Genomic DNA, 15,968 nt, shown 5'->3' with positions numbered 1-15,968 from the left:
CTCGCACCGGACCCCGGACGCCACCGCGTTCGGGGTCCTTTTTATTTGCACGTGCAATTTGAGTGGTCCGCGTCACAACCACTTCGCCAAGTGGATGCTTGACCAAGCATGTACCTGCTCGGCTAACTTTTATCTCGACAGCGCACGATTCGAACAGCCGAACGGCACCGACTGCCGAGAGGCTGCGACCGCGAGGAATCCCGCCGTGCCATCGTCCCGCCTGGCCGAGACCGTCGCCTCCCACGGCCGCACTCGGCCCCACCAGATCGCCCTCCACCACCACGACCAGACCGTGACCTACGGTCAACTGCTCAACCTCACAGAAGAGTTGAGTGCAGAGCTGGCTCAGCTGGGGCTGCCGGACGGCAGCACCATCTGCGTCCCGGCCCACAAGACGCCCCGCACGGTGGCCCTGCTGCTGGCCCTGGCCGGCCGGGGGCACGTCGCCCTGGCGCCCTCCCCCGACCTGGGCGGCGAGGTGCTCGGGCGGCTCGCCGCCCAGGCCCGGGCGGTCCGGCTGCTCACCGCCGAGGAGACGGGCGGCCTCACCGCCGCCCCGGTCGAGGCGGACGAGCAGGAGGCCGAGGGCTTCTCGGTCGCCGACCCGGCCCGCACCCGCCTGCTGCTGACCACCTCCGGCTCCACCGGCACGCCGAAGATCGTGCCGATCGAGCAGGACGGCTTCGAGGCGTTCGCCGACTGGGCCACCGAGGAGTTCGAGCTCTCGGCCGGCGACACCGCGCTCTCCTACGCACCGCTCAACTTCGACCTGGCCCTGCTCGACGTCTGGACCTTCCTGCGGCTCGGGGCCGGCGTGGTGCTGGTCGACCGGCAGCGCTCCACCGACGGCGAGCACCTGGCCGCGCTGGTCTCCCGGCACACCGTCAGCTTCCTCCAGGGCGTGCCGATGATGTACCGGCTGATGCTGGAGCGGGCCGGGGTCTTCCGGACCGTCCGGCACGCGGTCTTCACCGGCGACCGGATGCCGGTCGAGCTGCTCGGCCGGACCGCACCGGCCTTCCCGAAGGCCGCGTTCCACAACGTGTTCGGCTGCACCGAGACCAACGACTCGTTCATCCACCGCCTGGACCGCGCCGACCTGACCGGCCCGATGCCGATCGGCCGCCCGATCCGGGGCACCGAGGCCCTGGTGCTGGACCCGGACGGCAGGCGGCTCACCGCGGCGGGCAGCGGCGAACTGCTGGTCGCCACCCCGTTCCAGACCACCGGCTACCTGCGCCGGGAGCTGAACGCGGCGGTCTTCACCGAGCTGGACGGCACGGTCTTCTACCGCACCGGCGACATCGTCAGCCGGGCGCCGGACGGCCGGTACTTCCTGGAGGGCCGCGCGGACTGGCACGTGAAGGTCCGCGGCATCCGCACCAACCTCCAGGAGGTGGAGAACGTCATCGCCGCCCACCCGGACGTCGCGGAGGCCGTGGTGGTCCCGCTGCCCGACCCGGAGGCGGGCGTGCGCCTGCACGCCCACGTCACCCACCACCCCGACAGCCCGCTCAGCGGACTGCGGCTGCGCACCCACCTGGGGCGGCACCTGCCCCGGCACGCCATCCCCAGCTCCGTGCACGTCACCGGCACCGCCCTGCCCCGCACCTCGACGGGCAAGCCCGACCGCAACCTCATCAAGCAGAACCGCCTGAAGGAGATCGACGCATGAGCAGCACCCGGATAGCCGACGAGGTCCGCGCCTACGTCGTGGCCGAGTTCCTGGCCGGCGAGGACACCTCGGACCTGACGGGCGACTACGACCTGATCGAGTCCGGCGTCCTGCACAGCCTCGGCCTGGTGCGCCTGCTGTCGCACTTCACCGAGACCTACGAACTCCCGGTCGACGACCTGGACTTCTCCCCCGACGACTTCCGGACCCTGGACTCCATGGTGGCGCTGGTCCTCGCGCACCGTCCCGCCACCGTCTGAGTCCCGCACCGCACCACCCCGCTCCACCCGCACCACCTCCCACACCCACTCGCGGAACAGCTTCCGCACCCCCAAGGAGAAACAGAGATGTTCGTTCGCAGCCTCGATGACGTCGCCCCGGTCGAGTGGGGCAACGGCACCAGCCACCGCCTGCTGACCAAGTCCGACGGCATGGGCTTCGCCGTCGCGGACACCCTGGTGCGCAAGGGCACGTCCAGCGCGCTGCAGTACCGCAACCACCTGGAGGCGTGCTACTGCGTCGGCGGCTCCGGTGAGGTCGTGGAGAAGGACGGTACCCGCCACAAGATCACCAAGGGCACCATCTACGTCCTGGACAAGCACGACCCGCACTACCTGATCGCCTCGGACGACGAGGACCTGCTGCTGGTGTCGATCTTCAACCCGCCGATCGTCGGCACCGAGAAGCACACCCTCTCCGAGGACGGCTTCTCGCAGTACTGAGCAGCCCCGGCGTCCCGCGCCACCGGGCCCGCCGCGCCCCCTGCGCGGCGGGCCCGGCCCGCGCCGGACACCCGCGCCGCCCTGCCGAGGAGCCCACCCGAGGAGCCCGACGTGACCGAGGACCTGTACCAGCTGACCGCCCCGTGGGCCGATCAACTCAACGCCGGACTGGCCGAGTTGGACGCCGCCGGGGAATTCCCGCACGACAAGTGGAAGGCGCTCCGGGAGAGCGGCCTGTTCCGCACCCACTTCGCCACCGAGTACGGCGGGGCCGGCCACGGCCTGACCGCCACCATGCGCGCCCTGGAGGGCCTGGGGTACGTCTCGCACGACGCCGGCCTGTCGTTCTCCGCCTCGACCCAGATCGTCTCGGTCGGCGTGCCGCTCCAGCGCTTCGGCAGCGCGGAGCTGAAGGCCCGTCACCTGCCGCGCATCATGTCCGGCGAGGCCATCACCGCGCACGCCATCACCGAGAGCGGCGGCGGCTCCGACGCGATGAACATCGCCACCACCGCCCGCCGCGACGGCGACCACTACGTGGTCGACGGCGGCAAGATGTTCATCACCAACGCACCGGTGGCCGACCTCTTCCTGCTCTACGTGCGCACCGGCAAGCCCGGCCCGTTCGGCCTGACCACCCTGCTGGTCGAGGCCGGCACCCCCGGCCTCACCGTCGGCCCCTCGATGGACAAGATCGGCCTGCGCACCAGCCCGGTCGGCACCCTGGCCTTCGACGGCCTCCGGGTGCCGGTCAGCCAGCGGGTCGGCCGGGAGGGCACCGGCTTCCTGGTGCTGGACCACGTAATGAAGCGCGAGGTGCTGTTCGGCTTCTCGCTCACCCTGGGCGAGATGACCAGGCGGCTGGAGAGCACCATCGCCTTCGCCAAGGAGCGGCAGCAGTTCGGCCGGCCGATCGGCGACTACCAGGCCGTCTCGCACAAGATCGCCGACATGAAGATCCGGGTCGAGACCGCCCGCAAGTGGCTCACCGACACCGGCGCCAAGGTGGAGCGGAACGAGGACTCCGCCCTCGACCTCGCGGCCACCAAGACCGTGGTCTCCGAGGCCAACCTGCAGACCGCGCTGGACGCGGTGCAGATCCACGGCGGGCGCGGCGTGCTCACCGAGTACGGCATCGAGCGCGACCTGCGCAACTCGATCGCCGGGACGATCTACTCCGGCACCTCCGAGATCCAGCGCAACCGGATCGCCACCCTTCTCGGCCTCTGAGAGGAACTCCCCGTCATGACCGAGCAGTTCGACCACCTGACGAAGCCCACCGCCTTCCTGGACCATCAGACCGAGGAGGTGCAGTCCTTCGTCGACCACGCGGTCAAGGACCGCTCCGCCGATCCGGTCACCAAGGCGATCGAGCTCTACTACGCCGTCCGCGACGGCGTCTTCTACGAGGTCTACGGTGCCCCGCTGGACCAGGACGGCCTGCGTGCCTCGAACACCGTGACCACCAAGTCCGGCTTCTGCATGCACAAGTCGGTTCTCTACGCGGCGGCCGTCCGGGCCGTCGGCATCCCCTCCCGGCTGGTCTACGCCGACGTGCGCAACCACCTCGCCTCGCCCCGGCTGCTGGAGCACATCGGCAGCGACGTGTTCTTCCACTCGCTCACCCAGGTGCACCTGGAGGGCAAGTGGGTCAAGGCCACCCCGGTCTTCAACAAGCTGCTCTGCAAGCTCTACGGCATGCAGCCGCTGGAGTTCGACGGCCGCACCGACAGCCTCTACCACCCGACCGCCGAGGGCGGTGGCTCGATGGAGTTCCTGACCGACCACGGCGCCTACGACGACCTCCCGTACGACTTCGTGCTGGCGAACATGCGCCGCAAGCACCCCAAGTTCCTGGACAGCACCGGCACCGGCACGGTGGCCGGCGGCCGGCTGGCCGACGAGGCCGGCACCCTCACGCGCTAGCAGCACACCCACCCGGTTAGGAGACCCCCGATGAGCAGCACTCCCCCGCCCGTCGACGGCTGGGACGCCTCCACCCGGATCGGCGTCGTCGTCCCGCACGCGGACGTCGGCCCGGAGGCCGAACTCCAGGCACTGGCACCGGAGTCGGTGACGGTCCACGGTTCGCGGGTGCACTTCGCCGCGATGCGGGCCGGCGGCGAGATGGACGAGAAGATCCCGTACGACCCGATCCTCTCCTTCGTCCAGGCCCCGTACCTGGATCAGGCCGTCGAACTGCTGGCCGCCTCCCCGCTGCACGCGCTCACCCTGGGCTTCACCTCCTCCAGCTACGCGCTCAAGGCGCAGGGCGAGCAGGAGCTCTACGAGCGGCTGCGGCCGGTCACCCGGGGCCTGCCGATCACCGGCACCACCAAGGCCGCCCGGGCCGCCTTCGACGCGCTCGGCGCCCGCCGGATCGCGGTGGTGAACCCGCCGTGGTTCGACGACGCGCTCTCCACCAAGGGCGCGGACTACTTCGGCGAGTTCGGCTACCAGGTGGTGCACCACGGCCCGTGCGGACTGCCCTCGAACCAGCAGGCGATCACCCCGGAGAACCTCTCCGCCTGGATCCGCACCACCGTGGCGGCGCACCGCCCGGACGCGGTCCTGGTGGCGGGCAACGGCATCCGCGCGGTCGGCACGATCAAGCCGCTGGAGGAGGAGCTCGGCTTCCACGTCCTGACGGCCAACCAGGTCATCATGTGGCACGCGCTGCACCTCGCCGACGCCGCCCACCTGGCCGCCGCCGTCACCGACTACGGCCACCTGTTCACCGTCACCCCGAAGGACGGCGCGGCGTGAGCCTCCTCGACGCACAGACCTTCGAGGCCGTCTTCGGCACTCCGGAGGGCGACACCTACCGCGTCCCGCTGGTCTGCTGGCGGGAGGACGGCGAGCACGTGCACGGGCTGGCCCTGATCAAGGGTCACCTGCGCCGGGTGGACCGGCTGCCGCAGTTCCTCCGCTACGCGGAGCGCCGGGAGGGCCACCGGAGTGCGGCCGTGGCCGCCACCACGGTGGGCACGCTGGCCGCCGTCCGCCCGCTCTCCGAGGCCCGGCTCCCCTGACCGCCACCGCCGCCCCCTGCCCCGCCTCCGGCCGGGGCAGGGGGGCTGTCACAATCGGCGCCATGACGGACGAGATGCGGCACGCGTTCGAAGCGGCCGGGTGCGAGGGATCGTTCTGCGTCCGGTCCCTCGACGGCGGGGGCGAGGTGGCGCTCGCTCCGGACTCCCCGGCCGCAGCGGCCTCGACCGCCAAGGTGCTGATCGCGCTGGAGGCCGAGACCCGGTTCGCCGACGGCCGGCTCGATCCGCGCGAACGGGTCACCCTGCGGGCCGACGACCGGACCGACGGGCCGACCGGGGTCTCGCTGCTGGCCGACGACGTCGAGCTCTCGCTGCGCGACCTGGTGCCGCTGATGCTCACCATCAGCGACAACCCCAGCACCGACGAACTGCTCCGGTGGATCGGCACCGACACGGTCAACGCCACGGCGCAGCGGCTCGGCCTGACCGGCACCGCCGTCGACGCCGACTTGCGGACCCTGCTGGACGACGTCGGCCGGGACCTCGGCCGGGCCGGCTGGGCCGACCTGCAGTCCTGGGCCGCCACCGCGACGCCCGAGCAGGTGGCCGAGTCCGACCGGCTGGTGCCCACCGTCCGGGCCCTGGACCCGGTGCACAGCCCGCTGCGCACCACCGCACGTGACATGACCCGCCTGCTGGAGCTGATCTGGACCGACCGGGCCGGGCCGGCCGAAGCCTGCGCCCGGGTCAGATCGGTGATGGCCCGTCAGCTGACCCGGCACCGGCTCGGCAGCGGCTTCCGCCCGCCCGTCCGGGTGGCCGCCAAGAGCGGCAGCCTGTTCGGCGTGGTCCGCAACGAGGTGGGCGTGATCACCCTCCCCGACGGCCACCGCTACGCCGCCGCCGTCCTCACCCGCTCCGCCCCCGGCGCGGACGATGCCGCGATCAGTGCCGCGATCGGCCGGGTGGCCGCCCTCGCGGTCGCGGCCCTCGCCGGGCCGGCCTGACACCGGGCACGGCGAGGCCCAGGAGCCGACCGGGCGTCCTGCGCGGCAGGCCCGGCGGAGCCCCAGACTCGACGGACCTCCGGGCCCGGCCGGTGCCGCTCGCACGAGCCGGTCCCCGGACGGACCCGGGCTTCCCGGCGCACTCCTGACGACCACTCGGGACGATCCCTGGGGACGCCCGGGGCCGGTGCGGGGGCCCGGCTCGCGCGGGCGGCGCCGCGTCAGGCACCGGCCAGTGCGCCCGCCGGCTCCCGCAGCGAGGCGGAGAGCGCCCGCGCCTCGTGCTCGGTCATCCGGGGCGTGGTGTACGGCACCGCGTTCACCCAGCGCTGCGCCAACCGGGCAATCCGCTCGGCGGTGAGCAGGTCGCCACGCGAGCCGGTCCCCGGACGGACCCGGGCTTCCCGGCGCCCTCCTGACGACCACTCCTGACGACCCCTCGGGACGACCGGGGCCGGTGCAGGGGCCGGGGCCCGGCTCGCGCGGGCGGCGCCGCGTCAGGCCCCGGCCAGTGCGCCCGCCGGCTCCCGCAGTGAGGCGGAGAGCGCCCGCGCCTCGTGCTCGGTCATCCGGGGCGTGGTGTACGGCACCGCGTTCACCCAGCGCTGCGCCAGCCGGGCGATCCGCTCGCCGTAGCGCTCGGCGGTGAGCAGGTCGCCACGCGAGCCGGCGCTCTCCGGGCCGAGGTCGGCGTGGCTCTGGCTCATCAGGCCGAGCCAGGAGCCGAGGCGGTTGAGGTCGTCCCGGGAGCCGCCGCTCCAGTTGTTGCCGGGCATGTCGCCGACGCCGACCCACTGCATGCCCATCTGGGCGCCGAACACCGCGAGTTGCTCCAGCACCGTGAGCTTGTCACCGCTCTGCGAGGCGGACATGGTGAACGCCCCGGCCAGCTTGTCCTTCCAGGCCTGGGTGGTGAACGGCGTGAACGCCGCCTCCATGAACGCCTTGAACACCGCCGAGACACTGCCCATCAGCGTCGGCGAGCCGAACACGATCGCGTCGGACCGCTCCAGCAGCGCCATCACCTCCGGGTCGTACCAGCGCCCCGCGTTGACGTCCTCGGCCCGTAGCCGCACCAGGTGCACCGCCGCTCCCGGCACCGACCGGGCCCCGGCCGCCAGGTGCTCGGCCAGCACCTCGGTGTGGCCGTGAACCGAGTGGTAGACCACCGTCAGGGTGACCGTGGGGAGGGCGTCGGTGCCCGGCTGGGTGTCGGTGGCGTTCAGGGTCATGGCTGTTCACTGCTCTCCGCTGGGGGACGATCCGTCTGCCCACCATCTGACCGCGCGTCCGGCGCGGCATCAACGGCGTTCTCCGGCGTGCAGCGATCGGCCGCACCGATCGATCGCGCTAGCCTGCTCCGGTGGACAGGATCGAACTCGAAGCCTTCGTCACGGTCGCGGAGGAGCTGCACTTCGGACGGGCGGCGGCCCGGCTGCACCGGGGGCAGCCCACCGTCAGCGAGGCCGTCCGGCGGTTGGAGGGCACCCTCGGCGGGCGGCTGTTCCACCGCACCAGCCGCCGGGTCGCGCTGACCGAGCTCGGGGAGGCGCTGCTCCCCGAGGCGCACGCCACCCTGGCCCAGCTGAGCCGGTTCCAGCAGCGCGGCCGGGCGCTGGCCTCCGGGGACGGGGCGCGGGCCACGCTGGTGGTGGCGCACGCCGAGTACACCTGTCACCAACTGCTGCTGCGCTGCCTGCCGTTGCTGCGCGAGCGACATCCGGAGGTGACCATCGTGCCGGAGGTGATGTCCACGGCCGCCCAGGTGAGCGCGCTGCGGGCCGGGACGATCGGCCTCGGCATCGGCTGGGCGACCGGCGAGCTGACCGGCGCGCGGGCCAGCCTGCTCTCCAGCGAGCGGTTCGTCGCGCTCCTGCCGGCCTCCCACCCGCTCTCCTGGCAGGGCGAGTTGAGCACCTCGGAGCTGTCCGGCAGCAGCCTGCTGACCTGGCCGCACCAGATCAACAGCGGCCTCTGCGACCGGCTGCTGACCGCCTTCCGGGCCGGCGGGGCCGAGCTGCGGATCATCCGGACCGCCGACAGCGTGCACGCCATAGCGGCCCACGTGGCCGCCGGGACGGGCATCGGCATCACCGTCGAATCCGCCCTGGACGTGGCGCCGCCCGGCATCGCCGTGGTCCCGCTCACCGGGCCGTCGACCACCGCCGACCAGGTGGTGCTGGCCCCCGCCGAGCCCTCGGCCGCGGCCGGCTCACTGCGTGAACTCCTGCTCCGCGAGGGCGCGTCGGCGTGATCCACTGGTGGCATGACACTGATAGCCCACCGGGGCGACCTCCCGCTGTCCTACGAACGCGCGTTCCGGCCGTGGCGGTACTCGGTCTCCCATCGGGAGCTGGTGCTTCGGGCTTCGGAGACCGACACCGAGCCGGCCCTGGAGGCCCTCTTCGTCGGAGTGGCGGCGATGAAGCTCCGCCGGGTGTTCAATCCGCTGACCATCACCCGGGCGAGCCGGGCCCAGGCGGCGGAGATCCAGAAGTTCGCCGACCTGGACCGGGAGATCCGCAGCTCCTGGCGGACCCTGATCGTGTCCGACGGCACCCATGAGGGCTTCGTGGTCTGCAACAACCTCCAGGTGTTCCAGCTCCCGCACTGAGCGACGGACCGGGCCCGGCACCCGACCGGCAGCGCGCCCGACCCGCAGCGCACCCGACCGACACCGGGCCGGCGGGGCGCCCGGCCGGGTGCCGGGGTGACGAGGGATCAGGAACCCCAGGCCTCGAACTCGTAGATCCGGGCCGCCGGATCGCTGGTCTGGGTCGGCTTGGTCACCACCAGCCGGACGTACCGCGCGGTGAGGCTCACCGGGTGGGTGGTGGTGCCGGCCGTGTTCCCGGTCACCGTGACGGCGGTGGTCCAGGCGTCGGTGGTGGCGTTGCGGACCTGGACGGTGAAGTCCCGGGTGTTGTAGGAGGCGCTCTCGCCGCCCGCGCCCGCGTGCTTGACCGTGAAGCCGGTCAGCGCCCTGGCCGCACCGAGGTCCACCTCCAGCCACTTGGCGGAGCTGAGCGCGCACCACTTGTCGGTGGTGCCGCCCGAGACGCTGCCGTTGACGGCCTTGGCCGGGCCCTCGTTGGCGTTGCAGGTGCCGGAGGCGGTGGCCGGGCGGTTGAGCGCCAGGTTGGTCTGCGGGGTGGTGCCGCTCCAACTCACCGTCGCCGTACCGCCGGTGGCGCGACCGTACTCGGTGGAGACCGCGTCCACCTCCAGGGTGGCGGTGGCCTCGGTGCCGGCCCGGTCCAGCTTCGGGACGTACAGCGCGTCGTTCGGCGTCGCGCCGAGCAGGGTGCGGCTGCCGTCGGCGTTGCGCCGGTAGACCTCGTAGTGGTGCACGGGGGCACCGCCGGAGGAGGGCGTCCAGGCGAGGCGGAGCGACTTCTGCGCCGCCGTGACGTCGGTGGCGCCGAGCACGGTCAGGCCGGTGGGCGCCGCAGGGCTGTCCACCGTGCCGTCGTAGACGGCGAGTTGGCCGACCTTGACGTCGTAGGCGGCGGCGCTGCCGGTGACCTGGAGCCCGAGCTGTGCGATGGTGCGGCCCGCGTACGCCGAGAGGTCCAGGGTCCTGCGCTCCCAGCCGGTGCCGGTGGTGGCGCCGAGGTCGAGCGGGACGAAGGTGGTGGGGGCGTCGGTGAAGGCCACCGCCGCCTTGAGGTTGCCGGCCCCGGCGGCCGGGGTCTTCAGCACCACCGAGAGCCTGGTGTCGGCGGTCACCGGCAGCCGGCTCTGGTAGAGCCGGACGGTGTTGACGGCGTCCAGCTTCCCGGAGAGGCGGAGCGAGGAGCCGCCCTCGTAGGCGTCGGTGAAGTCGATCGACGGGGTGAGCCTGCTGCCGGTCGAGGAGACCAGCCAGCGGTAGGTGGGCGGCACGTCCTGGAGCGAGAGGTTGTTCCAGCCGGTCGGGCTCACCCGCACCCCGGCGGCGTTCCAGAAGTCGCCCTGGCCGCCGTTGAAGGAGGTGACGAACGGCTTGGCCGTCACCGGGGAGGACTCCGGCACGTAGCCGGCCAGGCCCTTCCAGGACGAGGAGGTGGTGGTGTTCGACGGGTCGCCGTTGGCGCCGTCCCAGTAGCGCGCCTCGCGGGCCTGCGCGTCGGCCCGGGAGCTGGACGAGTTGTACGTCCACTCCGGACGGTAGAGGCCGAGCGAGGTGGTGTGCGGCCGGCCGGCCGGGAAGAGCGAGGCCCAGTCCACCGAGGAGTTGTAGCCGTTCGCCTCGGTGTCGATGCCGGAGTACAGCTCGTACTCGCTGCGCCCGAGCGAACGGGCCAGGTTCTTCGAGGAGTCGAGCCCGGAGGAGCTCCAGTTGAAGTTCAGGAACATCGAGTCGGAGGTGCGCTGGGCGCCCTCCTGGAGGAAGGCGTCGTTGGCCGAGGTGAGGGCGTTCTGCCAGCTCACCGAGCCGCCCTCGGTCATCGCGTCGTACCACATGAAGTCCACCGCGCCACGGGACTTGGCGTAGCGCATGGTGTTGCGCACCTCGCTCGCCAGCGCCGCGTCACCGCCACCGGTCTCCTGGTTGACGAACCACCCGTCGAAGCCGTACTGCTGCGCGACCTGGACCAGCTTGTCGGCGACGGGGTAGGTCGAGCCGGTCTTCTTGGTGAAGTCCCGCACCCACTGGAGCTGGCCGCCGTAAGCGGCGGGCGGGAAGAAGACGGTGCCGTAGACCTTGACCCCGTTCCGGTGGGCGGCGTCGATCACGGTGGAGTTGGGGGCCAGGATCAGGCCCTCGGAGGCGGAGCCGCCCCAGAAGACCAGGGTGTCGACGTACTGCCAGTGGGTGAAGGCGTAGTAGTCCGGACTGGCCGAGCCCTGCGAGGGGTTGTTGGAGGTGGGCCCGAAGGAGACCAGCGAGACCACCTTGCCCTCGCCCGCCCGGGCGTTCGGGTTCGCCTTCAACTGCGGGTCGGTGAAACGGGGTTGGAGCGGCACCGAGGAGCGGTTGAAGCGGGCGTCCGGGTCGGTGGCCGGGTCCCAGTTCACGAGGGTGCTCGGGTGCCAGTAGGAGGCGTAGGGCTGGTTCCCGGCGGCGGTGACGGCCGGGGCGGGTGCGGCACCGGCGGTGGGCGGGGCCGCGAGCGTGGCCACCCCGAGGGCGGCGCCGAGCAGCAGCGGTACCAGGGTTCGTCTCATCCGAGTGCTCCGATCCGGCGCGCTGGCGCCGAGAGGGTGGGCTGGTGCGGATGGCGCTGTGCCCGGCCGTGACGGCGGCGGCCGGGCTGGGCGGGAACCTAAATCGTTTTAGCTGTCCCTGTCAAGGGTGCGCCGGGTCGCGGACCGCCGTGCTCTCCCGGACCAGCAGGCGCGGCGTGGGCATCTTCAGCACCAGCTGGGCACCCGGTTCGTCCACGGCCGACAGCAGGGTGCGGGCCACCTGCTCGCCGAGCGCGAAGGTGTCCCGGGTGAGCACGGTGAGGGCGGGGTGCACCACCCGGGTCAGCACCGAGTCGTCGAAGGAGACCACCGAGAGCTCCCTCGGCACCGAGACGCCCATCTCGGCCGCCACGCCCAGCCCGGCCAGTGCCATCACGTCGCTGTCGTAGACCAGCGCGGTGGGGCGGGCGGGCTTCGCCAGCTGGGCCCGGGTGGCGGCGGCGCCCTCGGCGTCACTGAAGTCGGTGGGCACCGAGACCGCCTCCAGGCCGAGCCGGCGGGCCGCGTCCCGGACCGCCCGGATCCGGCGCCGGGTGTGCTGGAAGGCCGGCAGGCCGGCCAGGTGGGCGATCCGGTGGTGCCCGAGCGCGGCCAGGTAGTCCACGATCGACAGCATCGCCTCGCGATCGTCGGCCCACACGCTGGAGAGCGAGCCGTGACCGCCCGGGCCGCCCAACACCACGCTGGGCAGGGCGAGTTCCTCCAGCACGGCGATCCGCCGGTCCCGGGTCTGCAGGTCCACCACCACCAGGCCGTCCACCCGGTGCTCGGAGGCCCAGCGGCGGTACACCCCGATCTCGGCGGCGGTGTCCTCGACCACCATCAGCTCCAGCGCCACCGAGCGGGCGGACAGCTCCGCCTGGAGGCCCGACAGCAGCTGGGCGAAGAACGGCTCCACCCCGATGGTCCGGGCCGGGCGGGCGATCACCAGCCCGACCGCCCCGGCCCGGGCCCCGCCGAGCGCCCGGGCGGCGCTGTGCGGGCGCCAGTTCATCCGCTCCGCCACCGCGAGGATCCGCTCCCGGGTCGCCTCGCTCACCCCCGGCCGTCCGTTGAGCGCGAACGAGACCGCGCCCTTCGAGACGCCCGCCTCGCGGGCGATGTCGGCAATCGTCGGTCTGCCCATCGAACCTGACCTCTCTCTTGACACCGGAGTGTAGCCAGGAGCATGCTCCCCGGGTCACTAGACCGGTTTAGGTCGTCCGGACACCGCGACTCCTCCCCCATCGCCGGCCGGCCGCTGCACGTTCCTCTTCCACCCTCGGCAGGACGGACACCGGACCCTCATGAGACGCATCCCCGCAGCACTGGCCACCGCCGTGCTCGCCGCCACCGCGCTCACCGGCTGCGGCCTGAGCGACGACACCGAGAGCGCCGACACCGCCGTCGGCGGCGAGGTCAAGGGCAAGGTCTCGCTCCAGACCTGGGCACTGAAGCCCAAGTTCACCGACTACGTGCAGGGTGTGATCGACGCCTTCGAGAAGCAGTACCCGGGCACCGAAGTGGAGTGGCTGGACCAGCCCGGCGACGGGTACTCCGACAAGGTGCTCAGCCAGGCGGCCGGCGGCACCCTGCCCGACGTGGTCAACCTGCCGCCCGACTTCGCCCTGCCGCTGGCCAAGCAGGGCCTGCTGCTCGACCTGGCGAAGTCCGACCCCAAGCTGACCGAGGAGTACGTGGCCGGCGGCATCGACGCCTACCGCTTCCCCGGCCGGGACGGCGCCTTCGGCTACCCGTGGTACCTCAACACCGACGTCAACTACTGGAACTCCGAGCTGCTCGCCAAGTACGGCCTGGATCCGCAGAAGCTCCCCACCAACCTGGACGAACTCATCGCCCAGGCAAGGACGTTCAAACAGAAGGCAGGTACGGACGCCTACCTGATGAGCCGTAAGCCCGGCCTCGGCGACCTGGCCAACGAGGGTGTGCCGATCATGGCCGCGGACGGCCGCTCCTTCACCTTCAACACCCCGCAGGCCGCCGCCCTGCTGGACAAGTACCGGGCCGCCTTCCAGGAGGGCCTGCTCCCGCGCGACGTGCTGACCGACAAGTACGCGGGGAACTCCAAGCTCTTCACCGCCGGCACCGTCGCCTGGACCACCGGCGGCGGGAACCTGATCACCTCGCTGGCCGCCGACAACCCGACCCTGGCGCCCAAGGTGGTGCCCTCGGCCGCCTTCGGCACCCCGCCGCTCTACGTCCAGGGCGTCTCGGTACCGAAGGCGACCAAGAACGCCCCGGCCGCGGTCGCACTGGCCCGCTGGGTCACCAGCCCGGCCAACCAGGCCGCGTTCGCCCACCTGACCAGCATCTTCCCCTCCACCAAGGCGTCCGCGAGCGATCCGTACTTCGCCAAGAGCGAGGGCACCAACGCGAGCGAGGCCAAGGTGATCGCCTTCGGCTCGCTGGCCAAGGCCCGGATGCTCCAGCCCGTCCAGGTGCAGGACGCCATGAGCGACGTGATCAACCAGCAGATCGCACTGGCGATCAGCGGGGACACCACCTCGAAGGCCGCCCTGGACACCGCCGTGGCCCGGTGCAACCAACTGCTCAAGGACTGACGGCCCCTCCGGACCGGCGGGGCCGGACCGCACCCCCACTGAGCCCCGGCCCCGCCACCCCGCACACCCCTCCCGGCCCCAGGAAGGATCGGATGACCCACCGCCGCTGGTTCACCCCCTGGCTGCTGGCCGGCCCCGCCGTGGTCTGGCTGGTGGTCTTCAACCTCTGGCCCACCCTGAACACGGTGGTGCTCTCCTTCACCAACGCCAAGCCGCTCGGCGGCGGCCGGTTCACCGGCCTCGACAACTACCAACGGGCCTTCGGAGACGAGCAGTTGGCCGACGCCCTGGTCAACAGCATCGTCTACCTGCTGGTCTGCCTGCCGCTGCTCACCCTGCTCCCGCTGCTGCTGGCGCTACTGGTGCAGCGCCGGCTGCCCGGCATCACCTTCTTCCGCACCGCCTTCTACACCCCCGTGATCGCCTCCGCCGTGGTGGTCGCGCTGATCTGGGGCTGGGTGCTGGACGACCGGGGCGTGATCAACGGGATGGCCCAGCAGCTCGGGGTGGTGACCGCCCCCGTGCCGTTCCTCACCGACCGCTGGCTGCTGCTGCTCAGCGCGATCGCCCTGACCGTCTGGAAGGGCCTCGGGTACTACATGGTCATCTACCTCTCCGCACTGGCCAACGTCGGCCGTGAGCTGCACGAGGCCGCCGCCGTGGACGGCGCCTCCGCGCTCCGCCGGTTCTGGCACGTCACGCTGCCCGGGGTGCGGCCCACCATGCTGCTGGTCTCGGTGCTGATCTCGGTCTCCGCGCTGCGGGTCTTCTCCGAGCTCTACGTGCTCTCCAACGGCACCGGCGGCCCGGGCGGCCGGGACATGTCGGTGGTGATGCTGATCCAGATGTACAGCCGGGGCTTCACCGGCCACCTCGGCTACGCCTCCGCGCTCAGCCTGCTGCTCTTCGCCATCACGCTGGCCCCGATGCTCCTGCTGGCCCGGCTCAACCGGAAGGCGGACTGACCGTGCGCGCCCCCGCCACCCGACGCGGCTTCAACTCCCCCTCCCCCGGCGGCAGTGCCGCCCGCTACGCCCTCCTGCTGCTGGTGCTGCTGCTGACCGTCGGCCCCTTCCTCTGGCAGCTCTCCACCTCGCTCAAGGGTCCGGCCGAAGACATCTACACCCGCACCCCGGACTTCCTCCCGGACCACCCGACGCTGGCAAACTACCGGGCCGTCGCCGACACCATCCCGGTCTGGACCTACGCCGCCAACTCCCTGTTGGTGGCCGCCGTCGCGGTGTTCGGCAACGCGGTCGGTGCCACCCTGGCCGGCTTCGCGCTGGCCCGGCTGCGCTTCCGGGGCGCCCGGCTGGTGCTCGGCCTCTTCCTGGCCACCCTGATCCTGCCCGGCGAGGTCACCATCGTCTCGCAGTACGTCACCGTACGGAGCCTGGGCCTGGCCGACACCCTGCTCGGGGTGGCGCTGCCCGGCGCGCTGGCGATGCTGAACGTGCTGCTCATGCGGACCGCCTTCGCCGCCGTGCCACCGGAGTTGGACGCCGCCGCGCTGGTGGACGGCGCCACCGTCTGGCAGCGGCTCTGGCACGTCGGGCTGCCGAACGTCCGCGGGATGCTCAGCGTGGTGGTGATCTTCACCTTCATCGGCGCCTGGGACGACTTCCTCTGGCCGCTGATCGTGCTGAACGACCCGCAGAAGTACACCCTCACCGTCGGACTCCAGTACCTGAACGGCACGTTCAGCGCCAACCCCCGGCTGATCGCCGCCGGGACCATGATCGCTTTCCTCCCGATCGTCGTCGTCTTCGCCACCCTCCAGCGGTTCTTCTTCCGCGGGGTCGAGGAAGGAGCTGTGAAGGGTTGACCAGGTCAACTTC

The 15,968-nt window shown here is 72.0% G+C and carries 16 protein-coding genes; 13 read left to right on the top strand and 3 right to left on the bottom strand.

Annotated elements, in window-relative coordinates; translation table 11 throughout:
* The first annotated feature begins 205 nt into the window (after positions 1 to 205).
* The 8 genes from ACIRBX_RS35970 to ACIRBX_RS35935 all read left to right on the top strand — a co-directional run bounded on the left by ACIRBX_RS35970 (position 206) and on the right by ACIRBX_RS35935 (position 6,397).
* Positions 206 to 1,675, top strand: a complete 1,470-nt coding sequence (locus tag ACIRBX_RS35970; RefSeq protein WP_402304072.1) for an AMP-binding protein — start codon at positions 206 to 208, stop codon at positions 1,673 to 1,675.
* Complete coding sequence (locus ACIRBX_RS35965) at positions 1,672 to 1,935, top strand: acyl carrier protein (RefSeq protein ID WP_402304069.1); 264 nt, start codon at positions 1,672 to 1,674, stop codon at positions 1,933 to 1,935. The genes ACIRBX_RS35970 and ACIRBX_RS35965 overlap by 4 nt, the downstream gene beginning before the upstream one ends.
* Positions 1,936 to 2,022: 87 nt before the next feature.
* Entirely contained in the window at positions 2,023 to 2,397 is a 375-nt protein-coding gene (locus ACIRBX_RS35960) for an ectoine synthase (protein ID WP_402304068.1), read from the top strand.
* 111 nt (positions 2,398 to 2,508) lie between these two features.
* A complete protein-coding gene (locus tag ACIRBX_RS35955; protein WP_402304065.1) occupies positions 2,509 to 3,627 on the top strand; it encodes an acyl-CoA dehydrogenase family protein in 1,119 nt (372 codons plus the stop codon).
* Between the two features lie 15 nt (positions 3,628 to 3,642).
* Complete coding sequence (locus ACIRBX_RS35950) at positions 3,643 to 4,323, top strand: transglutaminase family protein (protein WP_402304063.1); 681 nt, start codon at positions 3,643 to 3,645, stop codon at positions 4,321 to 4,323.
* Between the two features lie 30 nt (positions 4,324 to 4,353).
* Positions 4,354 to 5,163: a maleate cis-trans isomerase gene (locus ACIRBX_RS35945; protein WP_402304061.1), complete on the top strand. Its 810-nt coding sequence runs from the start codon at positions 4,354 to 4,356 to the stop codon at positions 5,161 to 5,163.
* Positions 5,160 to 5,429: a DUF6253 family protein gene (locus tag ACIRBX_RS35940; RefSeq protein WP_402304059.1), complete on the top strand. Its 270-nt coding sequence runs from the start codon at positions 5,160 to 5,162 to the stop codon at positions 5,427 to 5,429. Before ACIRBX_RS35945 ends, ACIRBX_RS35940 begins: the two co-directional genes overlap by 4 nt.
* 62 nt (positions 5,430 to 5,491) lie before the next feature.
* The gene (locus ACIRBX_RS35935) at positions 5,492 to 6,397 is read left to right on the top strand and encodes a serine hydrolase (RefSeq protein ID WP_402304056.1); all 906 of its coding nucleotides are present in this window, start codon (positions 5,492 to 5,494) and stop codon (positions 6,395 to 6,397) included.
* A 497-nt stretch (positions 6,398 to 6,894) separates the two neighbouring features.
* On the opposite strand, the gene ACIRBX_RS35930 is transcribed toward ACIRBX_RS35935, so the two are convergent.
* Positions 6,895 to 7,629: a flavodoxin family protein gene (locus tag ACIRBX_RS35930; RefSeq protein ID WP_402304054.1), complete on the bottom strand. Its 735-nt coding sequence runs from the start codon at positions 7,627 to 7,629 to the stop codon at positions 6,895 to 6,897.
* A gap of 131 nt (positions 7,630 to 7,760) precedes the next feature.
* Here ACIRBX_RS35930 and ACIRBX_RS35925 point away from each other — a divergent pair, with 131 nt between their 5' ends.
* Together ACIRBX_RS35925 and ACIRBX_RS35920 are read left to right on the top strand one after the other, a co-directional pair.
* A complete protein-coding gene (locus ACIRBX_RS35925) occupies positions 7,761 to 8,651 on the top strand; it encodes a LysR substrate-binding domain-containing protein (protein ID WP_402304052.1) in 891 nt (296 codons plus the stop codon).
* Between the two features lie 12 nt (positions 8,652 to 8,663).
* Complete coding sequence (locus ACIRBX_RS35920; protein ID WP_402304050.1) at positions 8,664 to 9,011, top strand: hypothetical protein; 348 nt, start codon at positions 8,664 to 8,666, stop codon at positions 9,009 to 9,011.
* 107 nt (positions 9,012 to 9,118) lie between these two features.
* On the opposite strand, the gene ACIRBX_RS35915 is transcribed toward ACIRBX_RS35920, so the two are convergent.
* Positions 9,119 to 11,548 carry a discoidin domain-containing protein gene (locus ACIRBX_RS35915; RefSeq protein WP_402304047.1) on the bottom strand — a complete coding sequence of 810 codons (2,430 nt, stop codon included), beginning with the start codon at positions 11,546 to 11,548 and terminating at the stop codon, positions 9,119 to 9,121.
* Positions 11,549 to 11,669: 121 nt separating this feature from the next.
* Complete coding sequence (locus tag ACIRBX_RS35910) at positions 11,670 to 12,695, bottom strand: LacI family DNA-binding transcriptional regulator (protein WP_402304045.1); 1,026 nt, start codon at positions 12,693 to 12,695, stop codon at positions 11,670 to 11,672.
* Between the two features lie 160 nt (positions 12,696 to 12,855).
* On the opposite strand from ACIRBX_RS35910, the gene ACIRBX_RS35905 reads away from it, so the two are divergent.
* The 3 genes from ACIRBX_RS35905 to ACIRBX_RS35895 all read left to right on the top strand — a co-directional run bounded on the left by ACIRBX_RS35905 (position 12,856) and on the right by ACIRBX_RS35895 (position 15,955).
* On the top strand, positions 12,856 to 14,130 hold the full coding sequence (locus ACIRBX_RS35905; RefSeq protein WP_402304043.1) for an extracellular solute-binding protein: 1,275 nt from the start codon (positions 12,856 to 12,858) through the stop codon (positions 14,128 to 14,130).
* Between the two features lie 92 nt (positions 14,131 to 14,222).
* Complete coding sequence (locus ACIRBX_RS35900; protein WP_402304041.1) at positions 14,223 to 15,095, top strand: carbohydrate ABC transporter permease; 873 nt, start codon at positions 14,223 to 14,225, stop codon at positions 15,093 to 15,095.
* A 2-nt stretch (positions 15,096 to 15,097) separates the two neighbouring features.
* A complete protein-coding gene (locus tag ACIRBX_RS35895) occupies positions 15,098 to 15,955 on the top strand; it encodes a carbohydrate ABC transporter permease (RefSeq protein WP_402304038.1) in 858 nt (285 codons plus the stop codon).
* The last annotated feature ends 13 nt before the right edge of the window (positions 15,956 to 15,968 follow it).

The organism is Kitasatospora sp. NPDC096147 (genome assembly GCF_044763225.1).
GTDB lineage: Bacteria > Actinomycetota > Actinomycetes > Streptomycetales > Streptomycetaceae > Kitasatospora.
The sequence above is the reverse complement of the archived record's forward strand: the minus strand, read 5'-3'. Positions and strand labels throughout refer to the sequence as shown.